Origin of the sequence: Neobacillus sp. NPDC093127 (genome assembly GCF_044754175.1) — a bacterium.
Taxonomy (GTDB): domain Bacteria; phylum Bacillota; class Bacilli; order Bacillales; family Cytobacillaceae; genus Neobacillus.
Map to the genome: position 1 here is coordinate 100,818 of NZ_JBIVOP010000003.1, position 25,740 is coordinate 126,557.

Consider the following 25,740-nt stretch of genomic DNA (forward strand, 5'->3'; position numbering starts at 1 on the left):
AAAAATAAGATACGGAATGGTGTTCACATCACCTCCCTGAAAGTCTATTTCCCTTGTTTAATAAACCGGATGGCTTCTCTTGTTTTGTCAATCGTATGAATTGTTTCCTCGTACTGAACGGTCGCCATCGCCAAAAACAAAATATCGATTAAATATAACTGCGACAGCCTTGATGAAGTGGCCGCACTTCGGAACGGCGCCTCCCCGGAATAAGCGGTAAACAGCTTAATATCTGCCAGCGAAGCGACGGCCGATTGCCCGTATTTAGTTAAACTTATCGTTTTAACGCCGCGCTCTTTCGCCAGCGCCATCACTTTAATGACCTCCGGTGTTTCCCCGGAATGAGAAATCCCAAACAACACATCATCCTTGCTGGCATTTGCGATTAAGGTAGCGACAAGATGCGTATCGGTAAAAGCGGTTGCATTTTTATGAATCCGCAGGAGTTTCTGCTGGGCATCCTTGGCGATAATACTGGATGCGCCAATGCCAAAAAAATGAACATTTTGCGCAGGTAATAAGGTGTGAACTGCTCGTTCCAATTCATCATAGTTGATCATCTCTTCGGTATCACGGATGCTTTGGATACTATTGCTGGTTGTCTTCTGAACGATGGTGTAAAAGGATTCACCTGGCTCAATGTCACGATACCCTTGTTCCACTGGCTTCACTAAATCACCGGCAATTCTTACTTTTAAATCTTGAAACCCATTTAAGCCAAGTGATTTGCAAAGCCTTATCACGGCTGCGCCGCTTGTATTGGCTTGGATCCCGATATCATTGACCGTACTGTTTAAAACACTTTGAGGATTTTCAAGAATAAATTCAGCAATTTTCCGCTCGGAAGCCGGAAGCTGTTCAACCATGTTTTGGATCATTTTTAGACCGCCTGCTGCCATCTGATAAACCCACTTTCATTCCCATCATTCTTCTTCATTTTGGATAGCTTTTTTTACATAGCCATTGGCTTTTGTTAGCAATTGTTCCGCTTCCTGTTTCGTTGTCTCTGCCTTAATCATGACGATGGCCGTTTTCACTTGCAGATCTGCCTTTTCTAAGGTCTCCGCTGCGATTTCATAGGACACCCCGGTAATTTTTCGAATAATGCCAATCGCCCGTTCCTTTAGTTTTTCATTGCTTACATGAACATCGACCATTAAATTTTCATAGGCTTTTCCTAAAAGAATCATCGAGGAGGTGGAGATCATATTCAAAATCATTTTGTGTGCTGTCCCGGCTTTCAAGCGAGTCGAACCAGTTAAAACCTCCGGACCGACAATCACTTCAATGCTTTGGTCGGCTTCCTTGCTAATGGCCGCATCTTTATTGCATGAAAGTGCGACTGTTTTCGCACCAATGCTGCGGGCATAGCGAAGCGCCCCAATCACGTATGGTGTCCGTCCACTGGCGGCAATGCCAATAACAGTATCATTTTCTGTCAGCCCTACTTCCTTCAGGTCAGCAACACCAAATTCCGGCTGATCTTCCGCTCCTTCGACTGCTTTCAAGAATGCCCCTTCTCCTCCAGCGATAATCCCTTGGACCATTTCCGGGTCTGTACTGAAGGTAGGCGGACATTCGACGGCATCAAGCACCCCTAATCGGCCGCTTGTGCCTGCACCTACATAGATCAGACGTCCCCCTTTTTGAAAGGATTCAAAGGCAAATTGAACGGCTGCCTCTATTTCTGGTAAGACTTCTTTGACTGCTAATGCCACCAATTGATCCTGGTCATTCATGATCCGCAATATATCCAGTGGTGAAGCTGTATCAATCGTTATCGATAGTTGATTACGTGATTCGGTTGTTAATAATTCAAGATTTTCTTCCATCGTATCAATGACCTCCTGTTGGTCTTTACTATGCTGTAAGCGTTTACCTATATATATATTATATTATTATTGAAATTATAATTCAATATATTTTAGAAAATAATGAAATGATATTTCAGAAAAGTATTTCACCAAAACTATATAGAGTGAATATTCAGAATAATCGACTGGACACTAATCAAGTAAATAGCGGCGGATGGCGTCCGCAACTCCTGCCTCATTATTATTACCAGTTACCTGGTCGGCCATCTGTTTTACCTTTTCTGGCGCATTTCCCATCGCAATACCTAGTCCTGCAGTGGAGAGCATCAGCGAATCATTATAGTTATCGCCAATGGCAGCGGTTTGCGCGATAGGGATTGAAAGCTCCTCCGCCAGCCTTAAAAGTGCCGACGCCTTCGTCACACCGCTAGGAGAAATCTCTAAATTTAGGAAGTTAAAACTACTGCTAATTTCCATCTCCGTGATCTGTTCGCCAATCCGTTTGGAAAAATCACTGAGCCTATCGCCATCGTCAAATACAGCGATTTTGGTAATCTTCGGCTGCGTTTCCTTCAGGTATCGGTAGAAATCCTCCATGACCTTGACCTGGCATTTCTCCCGAAAACTTTCACAGCTTTTGAGTTCGCCGCCAGATTTCCCAAGGGTAGGAATATTGTTTTCAATCCAGTTTTCATTCCATTTATTGACCTTAGGGACCAAAAGTGTATCGCCTTCATAAAAATGGGCGTAAACACCTTCCGCCTCGCATAATTCCCAGAAACTTAATAGGGATTCATCTTGGAAAGCTGCCTGCTCTTTAACCTCTCCATTCTCATCAAGCAAAATCGCACCATTGTATGCAATGATTGGCTCACCCGCTAAGCCAATCGTACTGGCAATCCATAGAGTGGAAAGCGGGGAACGCCCGCTGCAAATCACAACCTTTCCGCCTCGCTGACGGTACTCATTAATCGCCTCCCTCGTTTCAACATCAATCTCCTTCTCATCATTCAACAAAGTCCCATCCAAGTCCGTCGCCAATAAAGAATATCTCAATGTATATATCTCCCTTTGTAATTTATTTTTATTTTTATTATAATTTTATTGAAATTTTATTTCAAAACCTTAGCGGTGCCTGACACCGTTTTACTATTATTGGAAATTGGTGTCAGGCACCATTTTACTATTATTGGAAAATAGCGATGTCTTTTTACTATTATCGGAAAATTTGCTATTATTCTTTCAATTTGCACCGATAAAAGTTAATATAGCCTATACTTTAATTAAATAATCTTATTTGCAGGATGAGATGGGGGAATTAGAATGCTTGCTAATGAAGTAAAAGAACAGCTGATTGCGATTGTGACAAAGGCTAATTTTGATGATTCGAAAACGGAACGGTTGGTTTACTCTTATGATGCTACACCCAACTTCCAATCGATGCCGGATGCGGTGATTAGCCCGAGGAATACGACCGAAGTTGCGGAAATCCTAAAGGTTTGTAATCAACATCAAGTGCCGATTGTTCCGCGAGGATCTGGGACGAATCTTTGTGCCGGGACCTGTCCAACCGAGGGCGGGATTGTCCTGCTTTTTAAACAGATGAATCGCATCCTTGAAATCGATGAGGAGAATTTAACTGTAACTGTCCAGCCTGGGGTTATTACCCTTGATATGATAAATGCCGTGGAGAAACGCGGGCTGTTCTATCCGCCCGATCCAAGCTCGATGAAAATCTCGACGATTGGCGGGAACATTAATGAAAATTCCGGCGGTTTGCGCGGGCTTAAATATGGAGTAACACGTGATTATGTGATGGCACTCGAAGTCGTTTTGCCGAATGGTGACGTCATCCGGACGGGCGGAAAGCTTGCGAAGGATGTTGCCGGTTATGATTTAACCCGCCTGTTTGTCGGCTCTGAAGGAACACTTGGTGTCATCACCGAGGCGACTCTGAAGCTGATCCCAATGCCGGAAACGAAAAAAACGATGCTCGCTCTTTATCAAGACCTGTCAGCTGCGGCACAATCCGTCTCCAAGATAATCGCTAATAAAATCATTCCGACAACGCTTGAGTTTCTTGACCAGCCAACCTTAAAGGTAGTCGAGGAATTTTCGCAAATCGGGCTGCCTACCAATGTGCAGGCCGTGCTTTTAATCGAGCAGGATGGCCCTCCAGAAGTAGTCGAACGTGATTTAACAAGCATGGCTGAAATTTGCAGGCAGGAACAGGCGGTCTCGATACAAATCTCCGCGTCGGAAGCAGAAGCAGATGCGTTAAGGACCGCTCGGCGCGCCGCGCTATCCGCGATTGCCCGGTTAAAACCGACGACCATCTTAGAGGATGCGACCGTTCCAAGGTCTGAAATTGCGAAAATGGTGCAGGCCATCAATGAAATTGCCGAAAAATATCAGCTCGAGATTTGTACGTTCGGCCATGCCGGGGACGGAAACCTCCACCCTACCTGTGCTACAGATGCAAGGAATCATGAGGAAATGGAACGAGTCGAACAGGCCTTTGCGGAAATTTTTGAAAAAGCGATTGATTTAGGCGGCACGATTACCGGGGAGCATGGAGTCGGCGCGATGAAGGCCCCCTACCTTGAATGGAAGCTGAAAGCAGAGGGAATCGCCGCGATGAAAGCTATTAAACTAGCATTTGACCCGCAAAATATCATGAATCCGGGGAAAGTTTTTGCCAAGGACAGCAAGAAACGTGTGGTGATCACAAGATGACAACAATAAAAGAGCAAGAAAAGATCCAAGAACAATTTAAAGCGCGGATGGACGAAGATGAATTGCTAAACTGCATGCGCTGCGGTTTTTGCCTGCCAACCTGCCCGACTTATATTGAATCGGGCTTTAAAGAATCGCAGTCACCACGCGGAAGAATCGCCTTAATGAAGGCGGTCGTCGATGGGTTGATTGAACCAGACGCGGAGTTTGAGCGTTCGCTCGAACTCTGCCTCGGCTGCAGGGCCTGTGAACCAGTCTGCCCCTCCGGCGTCAATTATGGTCATTTATTAGAGGATGCCAGGGACATTATCAATCAAAACAAGCAACATTCCTTGCCGGCCCGGGTCGTTAGAAAAACGGTTTTTCAAGGATTATTTCCGCACCCTAATCGGATGCGCGGAGCGGTAGGCTTACTGGGCTTCTATCAGCGCTCCGGAATTCAAACGCTAGCGCGGAAAATTGGCTTTTTAGGCTTGCTTCCTGATAGTTTAGCCACCATGGAAAAAATCCTGCCCAAGGTGCCGACGAGGAAAGAGATGAAGAATCGGCCCGACTATCTGCCGGCAATCGCCGAACAGGTTCACCGGGTTGCTTTTTTCAGCGGCTGTTTAATGGACACGATGTTCCTGAAGACAAATGATGCCACGATGAAGCTGCTGCAATTAGCCGGCTGTGAGGTTGTGATTCCTGAAAACCAGGTATGCTGCGGGGCCTTACATGGACATAGCGGCGAAAAACCAACGGCCAAGGAGCTGGCGAAAAAAAATATTATCGCCTTCGAAGAATTAGACGTCGACTTTATCATTACCAATGCCGGCGGCTGTGGTGCCTTTTTAGTCGATTATGATCACTTGCTGCAGGATGATCCCGAATGGAAGGGCCGGGCACAGGCATTCGCGGCAAAAATTAAGGATATTTCCGAAGTCCTAGTCGCTGTTGATTTTCATAAAAAGGTCAAAATGGAGCTCCCGCCACAGGTGATTACCTATCAGGATTCCTGCCACCTGCGCAATGTGATGAAAACGGCGGCTGCGCCAAGGGTTCTGCTTCAAGCAATTGAGGGTGTGAAATATAAAGAAATGGTCGACGCCGACCGCTGCTGCGGCTCTGCCGGAATATATAATATCGTCGAGTCGGAAATGTCGATGGTAATGCTCGACTACAAAATGAAGCAGGCGAAAGAGACCCATGCAGCAACCATCGTCACCGCCAATCCCGGCTGCCTATTACAAATGCAGCTGGGGATTGAACGAGAAGGACTCTCCGCCAAGATGAGAGGCGTGCATATTGTAGATTTATTGATTGAGGCTGTTAACCAAGATTGAATGAGGTATCCTCACCAAATATTTGAACCAAAGAAAACAAATAATTGGCTGTTTTCTTTGGTTCTTTTTTTTCAAAATCGAAATTCGCCCATAGAGTGATTATGCCGATATATAATTCATGATATTTAATCTTTGGAATTCCTTTCACGATCAAACCCCCGGCTAATTCTCATTCCTTATTGGAAAGCAACTCCGAGACACTGACGAATTGGTATCCTTTTTGCTTGAGGGCAGGGAGGAAAATTTTTAAGGCCTGTATGGTTTGACTTCGGTCGCCGCCGCCATCATGGAGGAGTAAAATGTCACCATTTCTTGCATGGCGGATCACATGATTAGCTATAACATGTGCTCCTGGCTGGGACCAGTCCTTTAATTCCTGATGATACGACCAAAGCACGACCTTGTACCCTTGGCTTTTTGCCTCCTGTAATAAGTCATTGTCTAAATATCCTCCTGGCGGCCGGAACAGCTTCGGATGGTTGGGCTGGTACTTTTGAATGATCTGCTCAGCGCGAATAATCTCGTGACGCATCTGCTTGAACCCTACCTTATTTTCATATGGATGTGTCATCGAATGATTGCCTAATTCATGGCCGGCCTCCACCACTTGCTGGACTACCTCCGGATACCATTCCATGCGGCTGCCAATCTGAAAGAATGTGGCGTTTGCACCATACTTCTCCAAGACCGCGAGCACCTGTGGGGTAAAGACGGGACTTGGTCCATCGTCAAACGTTAAAGCGATCACCTTTTTCTGGGTAGCCACATCCCAAACGACCTGCCCGGTTGGCTCCACCTGATTTCGCTTTATCATCTCTGCAGACGCAATCGATTGTCCATAGAAATAGAAACAGATAATGACAATAACGAAACAGACCCATTTCATAACAATAAAAGCCCCTTTAACAAATTATCCTACGTAGATGTAAGTCTTACTACTTTGCACCATAAATCCCATAACTATGTTTGGAAGTTGGACAATTTCTAATTTACAAGGATGAACCTTAGGTGCAAAAATGGATCATCCGAAGAGACAAATTCACTATCCAAGTTAATCGCCGTATGGGTAATTCGTCACAAATTTTGCAGACTTTCCAAGAAAAATCTGTTGCATCCATCCTCTATTTTCCTTAAAATTAATCCATTACAACGAAATTCAGAATAAAACAGTTTCGGGTGGAGGACAGAATGAAAAATAAACGTAAACGCAAATGGAAAATTGTCGGTTTTAGCGTTTTGGGAATTTTTATAATAGGAATGGCTGTTTTCGGATATGAATATTATCAGTTACAACCAAAGAACCATTTTAAAACAGTGCCAGTCGTCAGTTCAGGTACATCAAATTCGGCAAACCCTGCAGTAGCGACGACCGAAATAAAGGAACCGGTCTTTAACCTGCTGTTACTTGGCTCTGACCAACGAAAAGGCGACAAAATTGGGCACTCTGACTCGATGATCCTCATTCATGCCGATTTAAAACAACATAAATTCGAAGCCGTCAGTATCCCCCGTGATACCCGTGTTCATTTAGATGGCTATGGCTATACAAAACTAACAAGTGTTCAATATATTATGCAATCCGAAAAAGGCGCACAAGCTGGAGTCGAAGCGGCCGTAAGTGCGGTCAGCGATCTAGTAGGCGTTCCCATTAACTATTATGTAGAAACCAATTATTGGGGCTTTCAAGCCTTGGTTGATGCTGTTGGCGGCATTGATATGAATGTACCCTATGATGTAACCTTAACCCATCCGTGGTACAGCGAAAATAAGAATAAAGTGATTACCGCTGGTTCTCATTTCTTCGATGGAAAGATGGTAGCCGAGGTTGTTCATGAGCGCTATTCCCTTGCCGACGGAGAATATAGCCGCCAGCGAATGCAGGAGGAAGCGTTAAAAGGACTTGCCAAAAAGGCCTTAAGCCCAAGCAGCATTGGTAACCTGCCTTCATTAGTGAAATCAGTTCCCGATTTTGTCATTGCAACAAATATGTCAACATCAGATATGTTAAGCTTGGGATTAGCGGCTAAGAATTTCAACCCTGACACCCAATTGGAATATCATCAAATTGAGGGCGAAGGCAAAAGAATGTACGATGACATCCTTAAAGCCAATAACTATCAATTAGTCATTGACCCGGAGAAAATTGAAGAACTAACTTCGAAATATTTTTAGTAGTAACTAAAACAGACCATTTGGAGCCTGCCTCCGATTGGTCTGTTTTTTTATTATTGGCTGTGTTAAAAGTGAATATTGATTTCCGTTCCAGGCGCTTCGCTTTCCGCGGGGCGGGCGGTGAGCCTCCTCGGCGCTAAAGCGCCTGCGGGGTCTCACCTGTCCCGCTGCTCCCGCAGGAGTCTCGCGCCTGTAACGAAGATCAACATTGTGATCAATATCAACAATATTCTTTGACACTGCCTTATTATTAAAAGATACGTGTAATGCTGTCTGAACTATTAACGTGAATTTTATTCAAGCCTTTGGACATAATACTAATCATTCAAGAATCGAAATAAATACAGGTTGTTTTTTTAAAGGAGTAAAAAAATGTCTTTAGTCATTTTTTCTACGATAAGTTTACTGGCTGCTATTTATTTTGCGGTAAAGCCAAAAAACCTTAACACACTTGAACTGGCGATGATTATGATTCTTGTTGTCTATCTGGATAGCAATTTTATGGATATTGCCATCTTGAACCTAAAGCGGTTTATTGTCTCTGATAAGCCCGCTGACCGTTTTTCGTTTTATCTTACGTTTATTCTTTTATATCCGCTTGTGATTGCCTGGAGTATCGACCGGCTTTATTCCTTACCTCATAAGGCATTAAAAGTCTTATTCTCACTTTTTACTATTATGCTGATTGTTGGCTCTGAGCAATTGACTAAGTATGTAAAGGCCGTAAACTATGTGGACTGGAACTGGCGGTTGGATATCGCGCAATGGCTGACAATCTGGCTGATAAGCTATATCCTTCATCTTTTGTTCCGAAAATTAGTCCTGAAAGAGTTGAACCAATAATGCTAGTGTTTCCGGAAAAGTTTGACAGCAATGAATGGTTTATTCTCATTTCCTTGATTGTTTCCTATACATGTATCTTTATTCTCCCAAGAAGATTTCCTTATTCCGTCACCTTAATTATGCTCCTGTTTAGCATGGCGTATGCTCAAATAATCGATCATATTTTAGCAGGACAAAGCCTTGATTTATACGATATCAATGACGTTGAAAAATATGAATTATTCGACTTGATCACCTGGTTCCTTTACCCGCCCTTTGGTTATATTTTTGTCTACTTTTATGATAAATGGCGGGTTCGCAGTGTTGGGGTATTTTGGTACATCCTGCTTTGGGCATTTATTGCTATGGGAGAAGAAGTCCTTAGCTTGAAGTTTCACATTTTCACCTACGAAAACTGGAAACTTTCCTATTCCTTCCCGGTTTACCTCATCACCTTGAGTATCTATCTGCTCTTCTTTGTTTATATCAAAGGCCAATTTGAAAAAATGAAAGAAAAGTGCAAGCGCCCTCTGACTAGCGATGGCATCACAAAATAAAAAGGAGCACAGCCACAAATAGTGGAAGTGCCCCTTTTTAATGTTGCTAACGTTCCTTAATTCTTCTTCGGCTTCTTGATCTTCTCATTAATATACAATTTTCCGTCAGCTGTTTGTCTTGATTCATTGCCATAGGAATCTACAGCCTTCACTTCAATGACGGCGCCAGCGGCTTTCATGTCTTTCGTAGCTGTGTAATAGCCGACATAATATCCAGGTGACATCTCCATCATCGGAAGTTCAGTCGCATTCGCCACTTGCGCTTGAACTGAGCTCGTTTGTGTTAGCGGCATATGAATGAAGAAGGATGTTTTCAAGCCCGGTTCACTTGTGAACTCAATCTTGACACTTTCGCCTTTCTTCAATTCCATATCCACAGCTGGTTTTACATTTTTAATTAGTGGTGCTGTGTATTTCACGTCGACTTTCACTGATTTTTCTGTCGTGTTCCCTGCTTTATCTTTGGCAACTACGTTGATGTTGTTGATTCCTTCATCGAGCATGATTCTAGCCGAATAGGTGCCATTTTCAACTTTAGCAGTTGTGCCATTAACAAGGACGAAATTCAAATGATCATCCTTCACTTTTCCTTTAACCGTGACCGTTTCCGTATTCATTTTACTTCCATTTGTTGGTGAGTCAATTGTTAACTCCGGTGCTTCAGCATCAAGGGTTACTGTAACTGGTGCGGATGCATCCGTCATCCCTTGCGATGTCGAAGCCTTGGCCGTTAATTGGTTCTCACCCTTTTTAAGTTTCACATCAACAGCATAGCTGCCATCATCCTTCGTATTAACGGAAGCCACTTCTTCGCCTTTATTAAAAATATGAACCTTGGTCGTTGGTGCGGCTTCACCCTTCACGGTTACCATTTCAACGTTTGTAAACGTTCCATCAACCGGAGAAGTGATCGATGGTGCCGTTACTTCATAATCAACGACGGCACGAATCATATAGTTACCCTCGTCCGCTGGTGATGGTGACCAAGCGCCGCTAACAAGCTGCCAGCTCCGCTTTGCATTTGGACCATTCTCATCTGTTGCCAGACCAGGTGACTTCGTATTGATATCTGCTTGGATGTAGACCAAATAGAAATCTCCTTCAACAAGGATTCCCTGGCTGCTTAAATCTACCAGCGTCCACTGACCATTTCGAAGTGCGGTCGCATCAATTGGACCAGCAAGTTTTTTACCAGGTGCTCCGTCAGGACCTGTAGCATCATAGACGGCTACTTTGAAGGCCGTACCGCCTGGAACTGGCCATTCTGAAGTCCAGAAGCGGAACAAACCGCCGGTAACCAATGCCTTCTTTTGCCCCTTCGCTAATGACATTTTGACTGCCCAGCCATTTCCGGCATCGTAAAATGCCCGTGCGTTTTCAGCTGTGCCGTCATCATAGCCAATTTCACTCGGGAAACCGATGAAAGGCTTAATATCGAAATTCTGCACCATATTCCCTCTTAGTTTAATCGTTGCTTCTTGGCTATAGAAGCGTGGTGCTATCACCTTTAGCGTATAATCTCCTTCATAGGCCGTAATCGTAAAATGTCCATTTGCATCTGTTTGCACAGGCTGCACGGCCGCATCCTCGACGACATATACTGTGGCCCCAGCAACCGGAGTTCCTGATGCCTGGTTCTTAATCGTTCCCGATACAGATCCCTTCGCCAATTCTTGGAGCGTAAAGTTTGCTGCCGTTTCCCCGTCGCGATCAATCGTTACTGTTTTTGTTTGTGATTGATAGCCATAGGATTCAGCGATAACCGTAAAGGTTCCTGTCGCATGTGTCAGCTCATAGCTTCCGTTTGCCGGATTGGTATTGACAGAACGGCCGGATTCCACAACCGTCACTTGTGCCTGCATCGGTAAAAGCATTGGAGCGACGGCCTTTTCAGCACTTGCTTCCTTTTTCACCTCAGGCATCATCAGAGTGAACTGATCCGGATTGACCTTTTCCTTCATTCCGACATTGGAAGAAGGCTCTTCTTTTATTTGCTCAACACCTAAGCCAGTATTTTGAGCTGCCGGCAGCGGTGAATTGGTTAAGCGGACATCGTCCAAATACCAGCCAAGCTTCGCGACACTGCCATCTGTTTTTAAATTGAAGGCAATGTAAATTCTTTGGCCCGCATATTCACTTAAATCCACTTGACCATTAATCCAGCCATTTGACAGATCATTAACACGCAGCTTTTGTACCCAATTCACGGCATCTGTTGAAACATACACATGGCCGAAATCATAGTTTCTTTCAAGTTCGTACCATTGCTTGAATTGCAGGTAGCTGCTTCCTGCTGGTAAATCAATTGGCGGCATCCGCAGTGATGCGTCTGTGCTGTTCGCGTATGCTCCGCTTAAATTGGTCGCATAGACTTTTTCACCAGAGAATGCCTTGTTAGGACCGCTTGTCGGCTTGCCCCACTGCCATGAATCATTGGTACCGTAGGAAGTCCATCCGTCTGGATTACTTTCAAAATCCTGCACATAGCCGACAGTAATTCCTGGAAGAACGGTAATCGTATGCTCACTCACGGTTTCGTTCCCGCCGAAATCACGTGCTTTCCACTTATAAACCAACGCCGTGCCGGAAATCTCTGCACCAGGAATCGTCACTTCGTACGTTCCATTTTTATAATCGCCGCCAACCCGCTTTGTGGCAACGGTCGTCCACGAACCATCTTGCTTTTGATATTGGAACGATACTTCTGTTACACTAATATTGTCGGCAGCTGAAGCTTGTAACGTTAGCGGCATTCCTGCGAAAACCGTGGCAGGTTGGGAATGCGTTAACACCGGTGCTTCACTGTCGTCTCCTTCTTTTGTTACCTGGCCTTTCAGTTTTCCTAAACCGGTCATAACAGATGAAACAGCATCGTAGACATTCAATAAGCCGGAGCCATAACCGTTATTCGGTGATTCCGGATATTTGCTGTCTGTTAAAGGAATCGCTGATGTTTGTAAAATTCTTTCTAAATCATCCACCGTTAAACTTGCATTTGCCTGCTTCAGTAAGGCAATCGCTGCGGATACATGCGGTCCAGCCATCGATGTTCCATTCCAGCCGCCTTCATAGCTGCCGCCAGGGACGGAAGAACGAATATTAACACCCGGTGCCGCAATTTCAGGTTTGATTTCTCCATATGGAGATGGTCCTAGTAAGGAAAAGCTGCCAAGTTTGTTGTTTATATCGGTTGCCCCTGTTGCGAAGGATTCCGGGTAGTTAGCCGGATTGGCAACAGATCCCGGGCCGCCAGGATTACTTAACGTTGTATTTCCTGCAGAGAATTCCGGGAAGATTTCTGCTGCTCTCCAGTTCCGAACCATCGGACGATACCACTCATCAATTCCAGGACCTCCGCCCCATGAATTATTGATGACATCTGGTGCCTTGTCAGGGTTTCCTCCTGGGGAAATCATCCAGTCACCCGCTCTTAACAAATCTGCGTCCGTGCCTCCAGCAGACGTGAATGCCTTTACCGCAATCCACTTTGCACCCGGCGCAACACCAATCGCGTTGGAACCGTTCGGCTCTGAACCAACCATTGTTCCCATTGTATGTGTTCCATGACCGAGATCATCATATGGTGTAGTTTGACCACGAGTTGCGTCTAACCAGCTATACGTATTATCCGCTTGACCTGTAGCCGGATTATAGCCGCGATATTTTTCTTTTAATGCCGGGTGATTCCATTGAACCCCGGTATCAATTGATCCGATGACAACTCCGCTGCCATCAATCCCCATTTCCCAAACAGCCGGAGCTCCAACACGGTCAATATTCCATTCAACCGCTGTTGTTGCAGCTGCAGGTTCTTGGACAGCTGTTGCAGAAGATTTTTCCGGAACGAATAATTGTCTTGTTTCGTTCGGAAGGATTTTTTCTACCTCCGCGAAACCAGCTGCCTTTTCCATTACCTCTTGTGTTGCTGTTACCGCAATCGCATTCACGATAAAGTAGGAATGTACATCCTTCGCCTTCCCAGCTTTTACTTGTTCCTGAAGAAACGCTAACACCTCAGTCTGAGTTTCCTGTGCCGTTGCTTTTAATTCCGAAACAAGCGTGTTTCGCTTCAATGATTTTGCTTTTGCAGGAGTTGCCTTTTGCTGTGCGGCTTTTTGCTCCACTGTCTTGACCACTTTTTCGGCATCGACCTGCTCTTTCATTTTAATCAGAAAGGTGACTTTATCCTGATCAGCAAATTGTTTGTACAACTTATTCGTTACTTTTTGCTTTGGAGTTAGCTCATCTTTCACTGAAACACTGGCCCCTTTTGTTGCCGCGTTCACATTCATTTGCGGCTGCATCATTAGCGGTAAAACCAGAATCGCTGTCAGCAGAATCGATAACCACTGGCGTTGCTTTCTTTTCATCCTCTTACCCCCCTAAGTATTTTCCTTCATCACTTAATCTACTACCCTCCTTCCTGGCGCCTACTCTATGTCAATATCTAGGTGCTACTTTAAAAATAGACCTTTACAGCTTATGTTTGTGTCGAATTACGTCTTAAAAATTCCAATTCTTAGAAATTGGTAGTTTAGTTGTTGTTGGGAAAATTGGTAAATTAGTCCAAATTGAGGTCGACAGTGCTTGTTTCCTATAATAAATAATTCCAAAGCACCATGTTATTGGTCTTTCTAGCGCATTAAATTGCTATTTTTAAAAAAAAAGATTCATTTCTCCTAGTCTATATGATTGATTGAGGATGTTAAATATTGGTACTTTGTGAATAAATAGTTTTATTTTCCCACTTTTACTTTTCTAAAGGTGATGGCTTTGAAAAAAAAGAAGTCTCTGCTACATTAGAGACATCAAGCATTAGTTTTGTATTGATTGAAGAAATTGCTTATGATTAGATTAGCGATAACTTACCACAAAATGGAACCCGAATTAATGAGGTGAAAATGAGGAGGTGGCACACCATGAAAACGGTCTATGATTTTCATGTGAGGATGACCAATGGTGAGGAAAAATCATTAAAGGAATACGCGGGCAAATCGTTACTAATTGTAAACACCGCCAGCAAATGCGGTTTTACTCCACAATTTAAGGGACTTGAAGAGTTATATGAGAAATACAACGGACAGGGGTTGGTGGTTCTAGGCTTCCCATGCGCACAATTCAACAATCAAGAATTTGCTGCTATAGAAGAAACAGTTCAGTTTTGCCAGAGAAACTACGGTGTAACCTTTCCAATCTTCGCAAAAGTCGATGTAAATGGCGACCACGCTGATCCCTTATTCACCTTTTTAAAAGAACAGAAAAGAGGCCTTCTAAGTAAAAACATCAAATGGAATTTCACCAAATTTCTTATCGATTGGAACGGCCAGGTCGTTGAACGCTATGCACCAACTACGGAACCAAGCAGAATTGAGGATGACTTAATAAAATTATTGTCGTTATCTAATGTTTAGGTCGTAGAAACCAAAAGAATCCCAGCCACTTTTGTGACTGGGATTCTTTCTTCGGATAACGGCACTTTTGGAAAATCAAACATTACCTTAGCTGCCGGGTTTTTCTTTTTCGCGAGGAATATAAATACGTTAGCAGCAAGGCGATGAATGCCCCGAGGCCATCAATTAATACATCTTGAAATGAAGCAGTCCTCCCCGGTACAAACGATTGATGCCATTCATCCGTTATCGCATACAGGAAGGTAAGAAACCATGATAGGAGATAGGGATATCGAAAGTTCCTGAACACTTGAAACAACAAAATGGCAATAATTCCAAATGCTGTTAGATGTGATGCCTTTCTGAGAATAATATTAACAACCTTTATAAGACCCCACCCTCCATTAGCTGAATGAGTGATATCATGTTCCATAGCAAACAACTTAAAGATGGCTTTGGACGTACTCTCCCCTGTGAAATATGGCAGCTGGGTGAAGAAAAAGATTACCGCCATCCAAATAATTAACGCAAACACCCAGAATCTCTTTGATTTCACCATTCAAACCACCTCAAATTTATCAACCTTAGATTATATTCTACAGCAAACCATAAAAAAAAGAGAGAAAGAGCCGTTCGCCCTTTCCCTCTTTCCTATTTTATCACTTTACCTAGCTTTTTTAACTCTATGAACCTATTACATGGAGATTTGCTTTTAATTGCTCAAACAGAATTTCTGCCCCTTTTGGACTTAGAATAATATCTCCTGGATAGAGTTTATTTTTGCTTGTAACTTCGCCAGTAACTGCACAAACATTAGAAGGGCTATATTTTTGTAAAATGATGCGCTGATCTTCAACAAAAATCTCTAATGGATCTTTAATTTGAATATCGAGCGTATTTCTTAATTCCTTTGGAATCACAATCCTGCCTAACTCATCAACCTTACGGACAATCCCAGTACTTTTCATAAATCTATCTACCAACTTTCCTATTATTTTAATTTTAGTATAACATAAAATTCAATTACTTGTAATTTTTACTAAAGGCATTTTTGTGAACAATGGGAAACCATGGGGACAGACTCCTTGTCTCAAATGATAATGAAAATGGGACAAGAAGCCTGACTCCTTGTCCCGTTCATTTTGTTGAGAATATAATTGATGGATGTCATGCGCTGAGTGGAAGCTAACCCAAAAACAAACATTCCTATTTGATGCCTTGAAAAATATCGCCAATTTTTATGAAGTGAAAGGTCCCCTCGCCCCTAAAAGGGATTATAGAACCGATTTCCATCATGAAAGGTTATATAAAGTGAAACGATTAGCATGAGAACGAATAGGATTAAGGTGACAATATCGATTTTTTGAAAAGGACGGGCCCGGTACCAGGTCCGCTGTTTGTTTTTTCCGAAGCCGCGGAGTTCCATGGCATTGCTTATGATCTCAATCTTATCGAGACTTGATAAAATTAGCGGAATAATAATCGAAGCCGCATTTTTAATCCGTCTTGGCAGCTTTTCTTTACGCGACATATCAATCCCGCGGGCTTGCTGGGAAAGTGCAATCGTACGGAAATCCCGTTGAATATCAGGAATGTAACGTAACGCAAGCGCAACAGCATACGAAATTCGGTAGCTGACGCCAATTCGATTCAATGAGGCCGCAAATTCACTTGGATTAGTTGTGACGATAAACAAAATCGCCGCAGGAATGACAGTAAAATATTTGAGTGTGACATTAAATTGATAAAAAAGCTGCTCGATTGTTATCGTATAGCGCCCTCCGATTTCAAATAGCACATGGCTTGTCCCATAGATTTTTACCCCTTCTTGCGGCGAAAAGACATAGATTGCGAGATTATTAATCAGGAGAAAAAACAAAATAAACAGCAGGACAAAGGCGACTTCCCTTAGTTTTACCTTAGAAACGATAAACACACAGATACTGAGTAGGAAAAGGAAGACCAAAATCCGCGTATCATAAGTGAGCATCGCGATCGATGACCAGATCAAAAAACAAATCAGCTTGGTTACACCTGTAAGCCGATGGACCGGTGATATTCGCTCAATGTATGAAAGCATTTCTACTGCCATACTGCCGCACCTCCCGATCATAAGCAATAAACCTGCGGACAAACTCTTTTGGTTCGGCTATTCCCGCCCGAATCGCCAACTCAAAAAGGGATGTTTCCTTTAAGTTTGCCTTTTTAATAATTTGCGAGTCTGCTAGGACATTGACAGCCGTATCATCGGCAATTTTCTCCCCGCCTGCAATCACAATCGCCCTTGGCGTATATTCGAGCATGAGGTGCATATCATGAGTAATCATGATGATTGTTACACCATGGAGGTTGAGTTCCACCAAAAACTCCATGATTTCGCTATAATGGCGGAAATCTTGCCCTGCGGTCGGCTCATCCAGAATGAGAATCTCTGGCTCCAATACCAAAATGGAGGCGATGGTGACCCGCTTTTTCTGGCCAAAGCTTAATGCTGATATCGGCCAGTTACGGAATGGGTATAAGCCACAAATTTTCAATGTCCTAAACACCCGCTCCTTGATCTCCACTTCCGGTACACCGCGAATCACAAGACCGAGCGCCACTTCATCATAAATCATCTGTTTTGAAATCATTTGATTCGGGTTTTGCATCACCATGCCGATTCTTGAGGCCCGTTCTTTTATCGTATCCTCGCTAATATCCTTACCGCGATAATAAATCCGCCCTGCGTTCGGCTTCTCAAAGCCACAAATTAATTTCGATAGCGTCGACTTTCCGGCACCATTTTTTCCTACAATACTAACCATTTCCCCTTTTTCGATTGAAAAAGAAACACCTTGAATTGTTGTTCGTCCCGGTGTATAGCCAAACGTAATATCCTTTAATTCCAAAATCGATTCTGATTTCAGCTTAGGGATAGAGGCATCTGCAATACTAAACCAGTTTGCCAGCAGGTCTTTGCAGCTATCCACTTGAAAGGATTTGATATGAGCAGGCTGCATTTCCGGCGTTATCCCACAGCCGGCGTATTTCGCCGCTTTCACATATAAAGGCTCGCGGATGGAGCACTGTTCCAAAACGGGTGAAGCTAATAGTTCATCTGGAGTCATGTCAGCGATAATCCTGCCATCATCTACGACAATGATGCGGTCAACATGGCAGTGCAAGACATCCTCCAGCCGATGTTCAATGATTACGACAGTTTTGTTTGTTTCTTTTTGGATCCGGTCAATAAGCTCAATCGCATATTTTCCTGTCGCTGGATCCAAATTGGCCAGCGGTTCATCAAATAACAGAATCTCCACATCATCGACCATGACTCCGGCAAGTGAGACCCTCTGCTTCTGCCCACCGGAAAGCTGGTGCAGCGAGGAGTCCAAATAATCGGCCATATCGACCATTTTCGATACTTCTGCAACCTTAGCGAACATTTGGGTTTGCGGTGCACCATCATTTTCGAGCGCAAACGCGATATCCTCAGCTACCGTAAGTCCAATAAATTGACCATCCGGATCTTGGAGAACGGTACCGACTTTTTTCGATAAGGAAAAAATGTCTAATTCCTTAGCGATCTCGCCGCTGATTTTCAAACTACCTGACACTTCCCCTTTATATGAAAAGGGAACAAGGCCATTGAGACAATGGCCAAGTGTGCTTTTTCCCGACCCTGAGGGACCGACAATGAGAACCTTTTCCCCTTCATAGATGGTTAGGTTTATCTCATGCAGTGTTGGTGCCGTCTGACTGCGGTATTGAAAGCTATAATTTTCAAATTGAATAACTGGTTTTTTCATGAATTTTCTCCTAATAAATCAATGTTCCTGTCAATAAAGTCAACTTAAACATCCTTCGTCAAGCTGCCGCTTTGGCTGCGGCTTTTTGCATAAATACTAAGCAGCAGCGTGCCCAGGACAGCAACTACCGCCATGTTTAACCCTCCGGCAACAAGTCCTTGCAAGTATACTTTATTCGCTGGTTCCGCATAAATGAAAATATCGAGCGATGGTGCTATCACGAACCAGCCGATTGCTTGAACGACGATTTGTATCACGTTAAACAGAATGATATTTTTGACTGAAAACCTTCCTGCCTCGATATTGATTTTCTTGGATGCCAGCCCAATTAAGAAACCAACAATTCCCGATACGACGACCCAGCTCCACCACGGCGTTCCGTAGAAAATTGCATCCTTTAAGGCATGGCCGATTAACCCAATCAGCCCACCGGCAATCGGTCCGAATACAATCGCCATTAACGCTAAAAAGCCATAGGATGTGTCGAAATTTGTGTTTGGAACCCCTGTTGGAATGACGGCAAACCTGCCTAAAATTGCGAATACAGCTGAGCCGATCCCAATTGCCACGATGGTTTTAATAGATAATTGACTTCTTTTCACTTCCTCAACCCCCAAATGATATTTTTCTTTAAGATTAATTGTAAATAATTTTCGGTATTTTACGAATCGTTATTTTCCAGGCTGCCCCTGTTTCAATATGATACGCCTTGGCAAACGACCCCTGGTTAATCGCCACGCCGATTTTATCAAGCGAATTCACATACAGCAAGGGCTCGCCTAAATGGATGTCGGCAAATGTCCGGCCATAGGTCATAATATTTTTATAAACTTGGCGGGTGTCATTTTCAATCGTCACTTCAAAGGAATCGCCATATTCGGCCGATAAATCTTTGAAAAGGACGCGGTCAATATTGGTCCATAAATTACCGAAGCGAATATCAAGAATATCGATATTCCCTGTGAGGATATGATTGCTAATACTCGGCTCCGCTTTCGGCAGTTCGATAACGGATTCGACCGGAACCTCTGGACCGACTTCCTCAAAGGTAATCAAATTAGAAGCGAGTCGCGCCCCGGTATAGGCATAGACATCCCGGCCGTGGAACGTATAAGATTCACCTGAACGCGGCAAACGATTGACGCTTTCATCAATGATTCTCACTTCCTCAATCCCAATACTGTTCTTAATATGGGTAAGCGTTCCATTATCCGGGGTAATAATATAGTGATTTAAAGCCGTTTTCGCCACAATACTTCTGCGCTCTGAGCCGACGCCCGGGTCAACAACCGATACAAACACCGTACCTTCCGGCCAATAGGCAACCGTCTGATATAATCGGTACGAGCCTTCCCAAATATGATACTGGGGAATGTCATGAGTTAAATCAAAAATGCGAATGGCTGGATTCACAGAAATCGCCACACCATACATAGCGCTTACGGCACCGTCACTTGTCCCAAAATCAGTTTGTAACACGAGATGATTATTCATTCTATTTTCCTCCATCCTGTAAAATGATTGTTTCACCATTTTTTTTAAAAAATAGCTAAGTTAATGCACATAGTTGATTTTGACCACAATGTTGATTGGAGTGGAAGGCGCGAGACTCCTGCGGGAGCAGCGGGACAGGTGAGACCCCGCAGGCGCGGAATTCGCCGAGGAGGCTCACCGCACGCCCCGCGGAAAGCGAAGCGCCTGGAACGGAAATCAACATTCACCTTTAACACAGCCTAAAAATAAAAAAACCACGCCCCTATCTATTTGAAGAAAATAGATAAGGACGTGGTTTAGATTCACGTGGTACCACCTTAATTTACTGTTTGCTCACGCAAAACAGCCTCTGCAAGTACGTGAGCGCAAATAATGCTCCTTATACTGTGGTATGGATAACGAGTACCAAATCTCGTCGGAACTTACTCCAACCTTGACAGATTGTTTCAGCACGAAGCTCGGAGGCCATTGTTCGGATTCGTATTTTTGCTTCTTTTCAGCTCACGAAGCTCTCTGTGAAAAATAACATAATCGTACTTTCCCTCTTCAACGCTTTAAATCAGTATTTTGTTTGAAAATTTAATCAAATTATAGTCCGGAATAGCAAAATAGTCAAGAAAGAATGATTAAAACTTTTCCAGAATAATCTCTCATCTACTTCCAAATGATCCAAAAATAATTTTAATGCTGATTTGTCCAAGCCTTCCATTACCTTTGTGCCTACGTTAATTTTAAAAACATGTTGTAAGGAGGAGTTTTTTTGCGTACAGCCATGCATTTAAATTTAAGAGTTGACCCGACCCAATATATTTCTCAGATTCGCGAAGTTCCGAATTATGATTATATTCATATGGTACGACAACCTAAGTATATGATCGATCTCATCTTCTTAATCATAAGGTTTATTATCTAAATGAAATATGTTCAGCTAATGATTATGTAAAAACATACAAAGAATGGACAAGGACCCCCATTCCTCTCACTGAAGAAGGGAACTAGGGGACAGGCTCCTTGTCCCGTCCTATCGACAAAAAGGCCAATTTCAAGAAGAAACCGGTCTTTTTTATAAAACTATTAAATTGAAAGTGTTTGGTTATTCTTGATAAAGTAGAGAAAATATCGTTGAAGGATGCGTTACATTATGTGGAAAGGTGCCTAAAAACAAACACTCCCATTTGATAAAAATCGCCGAAATCTATGAAGTGGCAGGGACGAGGTTATAACTGAAGATGCCTTTTAAACTTGGCTAATTCTCTTTCATTTTTTGCTGCCTTTTCCCAGATATGATCCTGGTCTGCCTGCATATCAGCCAGAATATTTTTAATATCGGTAATATCAGTTTTCATTGAATGTTGTTCCTGAGCAAAAGATTGCATTTCTTGACGCATTGTTTGCATTTCCTGACGCATTGTTTGCTGTTCCTGATCCATGCTTTGCAGCTTTTGGTTCATATTTCCCGCCATTGAAATCAAACCAGCTAACATTTCTTCCATTCTGTCTATTTGATTCTTTTCCACTTCTAATCCCTCCCTTCTTCACTTAATTATACTAGTTTACGCAAAAATTAACCATAGCAATAAGGACAAACTTCGACTATTTTCCCTTTTAGCAGTGGCACTGGAAAAAAAATGATGAGAGACCTGGGGCTAAAAAAAATGGGACGAGGAGCTTGCCCCCCCTCGTCCCTTCGCTTTATATACTTACTACTGCCTTTTTTTCTGCAATTAAATCTTCTAATCTTTCCTTTTGGCTAACTAGTTCTTCCACTGTTAGTTCATTTCTAGGTGATTGAAAGCTTAGTGTTGGCACATTACTTTGGACCAAGCTTTTAAGCTGACCGCTGTTTTGTTCGTACAAACGGTATCCTACCGCGCCAACTACTGTTCCTGAAAGAAATCCCATTAAGAAATCACGATTTAAAGCCATTTTGTTTCCCCCTAAGTATTATTTTATATGTAAAGAAGTTTTTGACTTCTTCTCATATCATGGAAAATTTCAAGCGCATTCACTGCCCAAGTAATCATAGCCACTTGTAAAATATTGCTTATCCCTAACGAGAACATGCTCGCAATGCCTGTTATCACGTCAGGGTGTCTAAATTTATTTTCCCCATGCGTGAGTACCATGTAGGCTGTCGAAATAACAGCTGCATATACCAAGATATCAGGTCTAGGACTGAAACCTTTTCGTAAATACGCAGTCAAAATAAGGAACCCTGTACATAGGGAACGAAAAACGTCTCTCCTTAAGTCAGGTCCGGCTTGGAACGTAAAACGGTCTAGTGAATCAAACCGCGACTGTCTAAAAAATAACGATATATAGCGAAGAATCATGTTTCTTCCTACTACATCAGGCTCATATTCAATGACCATCGATTGAATAATCGGTTCAATTCGAACCTTGTTGATTCCTTTTAAACTAGAAAACATCCGTTCAATCGTTATATAAGCAGTGTTGTTTTTGAGGGCAGGAATAATGACCCGCAGCCTGCCGGGAATACTGTGAGCGATCCGATAATTAATTTCCACTCGCTTTTCCCCCTAAAAAAATTATTTTTCCACTGTTCAAGACAACAGCAATGGTGGCCGCATTATGAATCGCTGCACCAAGGACAGGTGAGATCATCCCAAGTGTTCCTAATAAAATCGCCCCGCTATTGACTAAGATCGTCACGACAATATTTTGATAAATGAGTTTCATCGTTTTTTGCGCCATTTTAATGACTTCTGCCAATGCTAATGGATCATCAGTCGTCACAATGACATCAGCTGTTTCGACGGCGATATCTGTTCGTTTCGTTCCGAGCGTGATCCCAACGTTCGCATAGGCAAGAGCCGGAGCATCATTGACACCATCGCCAACCATCATTAACGCATCTGTTTTTTGTTTATAATTCATGACAAAATTTGCTTTATCTTCAGGAAGTGCCTCCGCAATAAAGGCATCCATTCCCAGCTCATCAACGATCTTTTTCGCTGGATGATAACGGTCTCCCGTTAACATAATGAATTCATCCACACCATGTCGCCTCATCTGATTAATGCTTCGCTTCATTCCTTCTCTGATTTTGTCTTGTAAAATAATAATGCCGATTAAATGCTGATCATAAGCGACATAGACCATATTTTCTTCCGGGTTAATCTCGCTGTTCAGCTTCTTTAATGGCTCAAGCGGGATATTCCAATCCGATAAAAATAATTTGCTGCCAACGAGGACTAATTTTTCATTGATGATTGCCTTAATTCCCTTCCCAACAGTCATGTCAATTTCTTGATGTTCAGGTACGTCGAGATTACGTTCCTTCGCTTTATTACAGATTGCTTCAGCAATCGGATGCGAGGAATGTTCTTCAGCCGACGCGGCTATACTCAACACCTGATTTTCTGACATGCTCTCTGCTGTAATAATCTTTGTTACAATCGGCCTGCCCTCGGTAATGGTTCCCGTCTTATCTAAAATAACCGTGTCAATTTGGGCTAGCTTTTCGATGGTTTGACCGCCTTTGATTAAAATTCCATTTTTCGCCGCTAAACCAATGGACGATGAGATGGCGGTTGCGGTTGAAAGCTTTAGACCGCATACATAATCAATGACTAACATGTTCAATACTTTATTCCAATCCCTTGTGACAACAAAGATTAATCCGGCGAGCACAAACGAAACAGGAACTAATTTTTCCGACAAACGGTTGGCGACAGATTGGATCGGAGCTTGTTTCGTTTGCGCTTCTTCAATAAGGTGAATCATTCTTGATATGGCGGTATCATCTCCGGCCTTTTCGACGCGAATGTTAATGCTCCCTTCCACTACAATAGACCCTGCAAAGACCTTATCCCCTATTGTCAGCTCCCGTGGGATATATTCACCCGTTATCGATGATTCATCCACAACTGCCGTTCCTTCCAGAATCGTTCCATCCACGACTACTTTTTCCCCTTGAAAAACAACTATCTGATCACCGGCGCTAATTTCATCAATCGAAACCTTCACTTCTTTTCCAGCTTGATTGACTTTCCAAACATAGTCTGCCTTGACACTTAACATATCTCTGACATAATTTCTTGTTTTATAGGCGGTAAAATCGGTTAACCATTCACTTATCGTCGACATTAAATAAATAATAAGTGCTGATTTTGGATTCCCTTTTACGATCGATGCAAGTAACGCAGCAGATGTTAGCGTGTCAGCATTCGGCTTTCCTGTCGTCATCACCGATAAGAATCCATTTTTAAAAATATGGTAAGAAGAAAGCAGGACGGCAAGAGAAGATGCTTTTGTCAGGTTTCTCATTCCTTGAGAAGGGATGGAAGCTGCTTTCCACGTTTCATACATAAAAGCGCTAAAACAGACGAGAATTTCAATAAACGGGATTTTTGCTTTTGCTGGTTCCTTTTTTCCAACTGCCTCTGGCCGTGGAAAAAGTTGTCCTAGTAATAAAAAAAGATCGTGCCATGTCATGCAATCATCATGATAGAGAAGCAATGATCCGGTTTCATTTGTATAGGAAGCCGAGTACACATATGGTAAAGAGCGAAACAATGCTTCAATTTCCTTCCCATTTGCATAGGTAACGCCTAAGCTTAATCTTGTTCTTCCGGGAATCGAATGGATTAACGCCAGATTATGTACCATTATTCGATCCTTTCTCTTTCGTGATAATCGTGTATGCCCAGTACAGTAAACTACTCGAAAAAGCGGGATTCACTGGAATTTTAGTAGCCCCATAGATTAATAAAAATAAGGAAAGTAACGAATCAACATCCGCCTTTCCAGAAGTTCTCTTCTTAATGAGACCATCCGTAATGGACACGGTTTTCTTCATTGTTTTCATAAGTTGTGCTTCAACGTATGGGTAAGCGTTCACTGAGGTGTCAACAGCAAGTCTAAGGAGTTCGTCAAATTGTTCTGGGGAAAGTGTCGCTACATTAAATTCAATTAACAGACTTCCGGTAATCGGAGATCCGCTCACTGATTTAACAATGGTCAGTTGGCTAAACGTCTGCTCGAGATGGTGTGCCACAATACCATCTTTCCAGCGTTCACATTTTAATCTAATTCTTCCAGGCATTGCGTGAACGACTTCGATTTTTTGATCAGTTACGGAGGATAATAATTTAGGAGCGAGTAGTGAAGCTCCTAAACCTACTAATGAAGTTATCATTGCTTCTCTCCTTCTATAGACACACTTTCAATCTGTTCTACCCATGCTTCCAGCTGCTTTATATGATCAATGGGACTATAATCATAGGTAATTAATAAACTGCCTGTTTCAGCTGTATAATCGATCGAGAAAATTCTTGTTTCATGCTTAAATTGATTGATTAATTGATTTACTATATGGGGACTATTTTTCCAATTAGGCGACTTTAAACGAATTCTCCCAGGAATCTGATGAGCAATTTCAATCGCATGCCTTTTCAGGACCTTTTTCATTCGATTCGCTAATTGTAGTTCCTTTACTTTATGTAACATAGATATATACTCCTAAAAATAATATGCTGGGCGGAATTCATTAATGTTGACTTTCACTTATTTTGTTTCCCTAGTGCAAAATAATTACCACTATCATAATATGAATATTCAAAAAAGTAAATATAATAATCCAAAAATAGGTATTTCTGCATACAAAAAGGAGA

At 42.8% G+C, this 25,740-nt stretch carries 24 protein-coding genes and 1 other annotated feature; of the genes, 7 read left to right on the forward strand and 17 right to left on the reverse strand.

Annotated elements, in window-relative coordinates; all coding sequences use genetic code 11:
* Nucleotides 1-44 precede the first annotated feature (44 nt).
* The 3 genes from ACIQCO_RS05875 to ACIQCO_RS05885 form a co-directional block, all read right to left on the reverse strand.
* Nucleotides 45-899: a MurR/RpiR family transcriptional regulator gene (locus ACIQCO_RS05875; RefSeq protein WP_400426707.1), complete on the reverse strand. Its 855-nt coding sequence runs from the start codon at nucleotides 897-899 to the stop codon at nucleotides 45-47.
* Between the two features lie 24 nt (nucleotides 900-923).
* Entirely contained in the window at nucleotides 924-1,832 is a 909-nt protein-coding gene (gene murQ, locus ACIQCO_RS05880; RefSeq protein WP_400426709.1) for an N-acetylmuramic acid 6-phosphate etherase, read from the reverse strand.
* Between the two features lie 174 nt (nucleotides 1,833-2,006).
* A complete protein-coding gene (locus ACIQCO_RS05885) occupies nucleotides 2,007-2,870 on the reverse strand; it encodes an HAD family hydrolase (protein ID WP_400426711.1) in 864 nt (287 codons plus the stop codon).
* A 267-nt stretch (nucleotides 2,871-3,137) separates the two neighbouring features.
* Here ACIQCO_RS05885 and glcD point away from each other — a divergent pair, with 267 nt between their 5' ends.
* Both glcD and ACIQCO_RS05895 read left to right on the forward strand, forming a co-directional pair.
* Nucleotides 3,138-4,550 carry a glycolate oxidase subunit GlcD gene (gene glcD / locus ACIQCO_RS05890; RefSeq protein WP_400426713.1) on the forward strand — a complete coding sequence of 471 codons (1,413 nt, stop codon included), beginning with the start codon at nucleotides 3,138-3,140 and terminating at the stop codon, nucleotides 4,548-4,550.
* Nucleotides 4,547-5,875: a (Fe-S)-binding protein gene (locus ACIQCO_RS05895; protein ID WP_400426715.1), complete on the forward strand. Its 1,329-nt coding sequence runs from the start codon at nucleotides 4,547-4,549 to the stop codon at nucleotides 5,873-5,875. The genes glcD and ACIQCO_RS05895 overlap by 4 nt, the downstream gene beginning before the upstream one ends.
* A 169-nt stretch (nucleotides 5,876-6,044) precedes the next feature.
* On the opposite strand, the gene ACIQCO_RS05900 is transcribed toward ACIQCO_RS05895, so the two are convergent.
* A complete protein-coding gene (locus ACIQCO_RS05900) occupies nucleotides 6,045-6,761 on the reverse strand; it encodes a polysaccharide deacetylase family protein (RefSeq protein ID WP_400426717.1) in 717 nt (238 codons plus the stop codon).
* Between the two features lie 302 nt (nucleotides 6,762-7,063).
* On the opposite strand from ACIQCO_RS05900, the gene ACIQCO_RS05905 reads away from it, so the two are divergent.
* From ACIQCO_RS05905 to ACIQCO_RS05915, 3 genes are all read left to right on the forward strand, one after another.
* Complete coding sequence (locus tag ACIQCO_RS05905; RefSeq protein ID WP_400426719.1) at nucleotides 7,064-8,047, forward strand: LCP family protein; 984 nt, start codon at nucleotides 7,064-7,066, stop codon at nucleotides 8,045-8,047.
* A gap of 372 nt (nucleotides 8,048-8,419) precedes the next feature.
* Complete coding sequence (locus ACIQCO_RS05910; protein ID WP_400426721.1) at nucleotides 8,420-8,890, forward strand: hypothetical protein; 471 nt, start codon at nucleotides 8,420-8,422, stop codon at nucleotides 8,888-8,890.
* Nucleotides 8,890-9,426, forward strand: coding sequence for a hypothetical protein (locus ACIQCO_RS05915; RefSeq protein WP_400426723.1), 537 nt, complete (start codon nucleotides 8,890-8,892; stop codon nucleotides 9,424-9,426). The genes ACIQCO_RS05910 and ACIQCO_RS05915 overlap by 1 nt, the downstream gene beginning before the upstream one ends.
* A 56-nt stretch (nucleotides 9,427-9,482) precedes the next feature.
* Here ACIQCO_RS05915 and ACIQCO_RS05920 read toward each other — a convergent pair whose 3' ends face one another.
* Nucleotides 9,483-13,796: a S8 family serine peptidase gene (locus ACIQCO_RS05920; protein ID WP_400426725.1), complete on the reverse strand. Its 4,314-nt coding sequence runs from the start codon at nucleotides 13,794-13,796 to the stop codon at nucleotides 9,483-9,485.
* Nucleotides 13,797-14,345: 549 nt separating this feature from the next.
* Here ACIQCO_RS05920 and ACIQCO_RS05925 point away from each other — a divergent pair.
* Nucleotides 14,346-14,837: a glutathione peroxidase gene (locus tag ACIQCO_RS05925; protein ID WP_400426727.1), complete on the forward strand. Its 492-nt coding sequence runs from the start codon at nucleotides 14,346-14,348 to the stop codon at nucleotides 14,835-14,837.
* A gap of 82 nt (nucleotides 14,838-14,919) precedes the next feature.
* Here the strand turns inward: ACIQCO_RS05925 and ACIQCO_RS05930 are convergent, their stop codons facing one another.
* From ACIQCO_RS05930 to ACIQCO_RS05955, 6 genes are all read right to left on the reverse strand, one after another.
* Complete coding sequence (locus ACIQCO_RS05930) at nucleotides 14,920-15,372, reverse strand: VanZ family protein (RefSeq protein ID WP_400426729.1); 453 nt, start codon at nucleotides 15,370-15,372, stop codon at nucleotides 14,920-14,922.
* Nucleotides 15,373-15,499: 127 nt separating this feature from the next.
* The gene (locus ACIQCO_RS05935) at nucleotides 15,500-15,784 is read right to left on the reverse strand and encodes an AbrB/MazE/SpoVT family DNA-binding domain-containing protein (protein ID WP_400426730.1); all 285 of its coding nucleotides are present in this window, start codon (nucleotides 15,782-15,784) and stop codon (nucleotides 15,500-15,502) included.
* Between the two features lie 296 nt (nucleotides 15,785-16,080).
* Entirely contained in the window at nucleotides 16,081-16,908 is an 828-nt protein-coding gene (locus ACIQCO_RS05940) for an energy-coupling factor transporter transmembrane component T family protein (protein ID WP_400426731.1), read from the reverse strand.
* Complete coding sequence (locus tag ACIQCO_RS05945) at nucleotides 16,880-18,610, reverse strand: ABC transporter ATP-binding protein (protein ID WP_400426733.1); 1,731 nt, start codon at nucleotides 18,608-18,610, stop codon at nucleotides 16,880-16,882. Before ACIQCO_RS05945 ends, ACIQCO_RS05940 begins: the two co-directional genes overlap by 29 nt.
* A gap of 44 nt (nucleotides 18,611-18,654) precedes the next feature.
* Nucleotides 18,655-19,212, reverse strand: a complete 558-nt coding sequence (locus ACIQCO_RS05950) for an ECF-type riboflavin transporter substrate-binding protein (RefSeq protein ID WP_400426735.1) — start codon at nucleotides 19,210-19,212, stop codon at nucleotides 18,655-18,657.
* A gap of 34 nt (nucleotides 19,213-19,246) precedes the next feature.
* Complete coding sequence (locus ACIQCO_RS05955; protein ID WP_400426737.1) at nucleotides 19,247-20,104, reverse strand: SAM hydrolase/SAM-dependent halogenase family protein; 858 nt, start codon at nucleotides 20,102-20,104, stop codon at nucleotides 19,247-19,249.
* A 282-nt stretch (nucleotides 20,105-20,386) separates the two neighbouring features.
* Nucleotides 20,387-20,663, reverse strand: a binding site (T-box leader).
* Nucleotides 20,664-20,864: 201 nt separating this feature from the next.
* On the opposite strand from ACIQCO_RS05955, the gene ACIQCO_RS05960 reads away from it, so the two are divergent.
* Entirely contained in the window at nucleotides 20,865-21,017 is a 153-nt protein-coding gene (locus tag ACIQCO_RS05960) for a hypothetical protein (protein WP_400426738.1), read from the forward strand.
* Nucleotides 21,018-21,321: 304 nt separating this feature from the next.
* Here the strand turns inward: ACIQCO_RS05960 and ACIQCO_RS05965 are convergent, their stop codons facing one another.
* The 6 genes from ACIQCO_RS05965 to ACIQCO_RS05990 all read right to left on the reverse strand — a co-directional run bounded on the left by ACIQCO_RS05965 (nucleotide 21,322) and on the right by ACIQCO_RS05990 (nucleotide 25,576).
* Nucleotides 21,322-21,621: a hypothetical protein gene (locus ACIQCO_RS05965; protein ID WP_400426739.1), complete on the reverse strand. Its 300-nt coding sequence runs from the start codon at nucleotides 21,619-21,621 to the stop codon at nucleotides 21,322-21,324.
* Between the two features lie 175 nt (nucleotides 21,622-21,796).
* A complete protein-coding gene (locus tag ACIQCO_RS05970) occupies nucleotides 21,797-22,030 on the reverse strand; it encodes a hypothetical protein (protein WP_400426740.1) in 234 nt (77 codons plus the stop codon).
* A 23-nt stretch (nucleotides 22,031-22,053) separates the two neighbouring features.
* The gene (locus ACIQCO_RS05975; protein ID WP_400426742.1) at nucleotides 22,054-22,632 is read right to left on the reverse strand and encodes an HMA2 domain-containing protein; all 579 of its coding nucleotides are present in this window, start codon (nucleotides 22,630-22,632) and stop codon (nucleotides 22,054-22,056) included.
* Complete coding sequence (locus tag ACIQCO_RS05980; protein WP_400426743.1) at nucleotides 22,622-24,736, reverse strand: heavy metal translocating P-type ATPase; 2,115 nt, start codon at nucleotides 24,734-24,736, stop codon at nucleotides 22,622-22,624. Before ACIQCO_RS05980 ends, ACIQCO_RS05975 begins: the two co-directional genes overlap by 11 nt.
* Nucleotides 24,726-25,265, reverse strand: coding sequence for an HMA2 domain-containing protein (locus tag ACIQCO_RS05985; RefSeq protein ID WP_400426744.1), 540 nt, complete (start codon nucleotides 25,263-25,265; stop codon nucleotides 24,726-24,728). The genes ACIQCO_RS05980 and ACIQCO_RS05985 overlap by 11 nt, the downstream gene beginning before the upstream one ends.
* Nucleotides 25,262-25,576: an HMA2 domain-containing protein gene (locus ACIQCO_RS05990; RefSeq protein ID WP_400426745.1), complete on the reverse strand. Its 315-nt coding sequence runs from the start codon at nucleotides 25,574-25,576 to the stop codon at nucleotides 25,262-25,264. The genes ACIQCO_RS05985 and ACIQCO_RS05990 overlap by 4 nt, the downstream gene beginning before the upstream one ends.
* Between the last annotated feature and the right edge of the window lie 164 nt (nucleotides 25,577-25,740).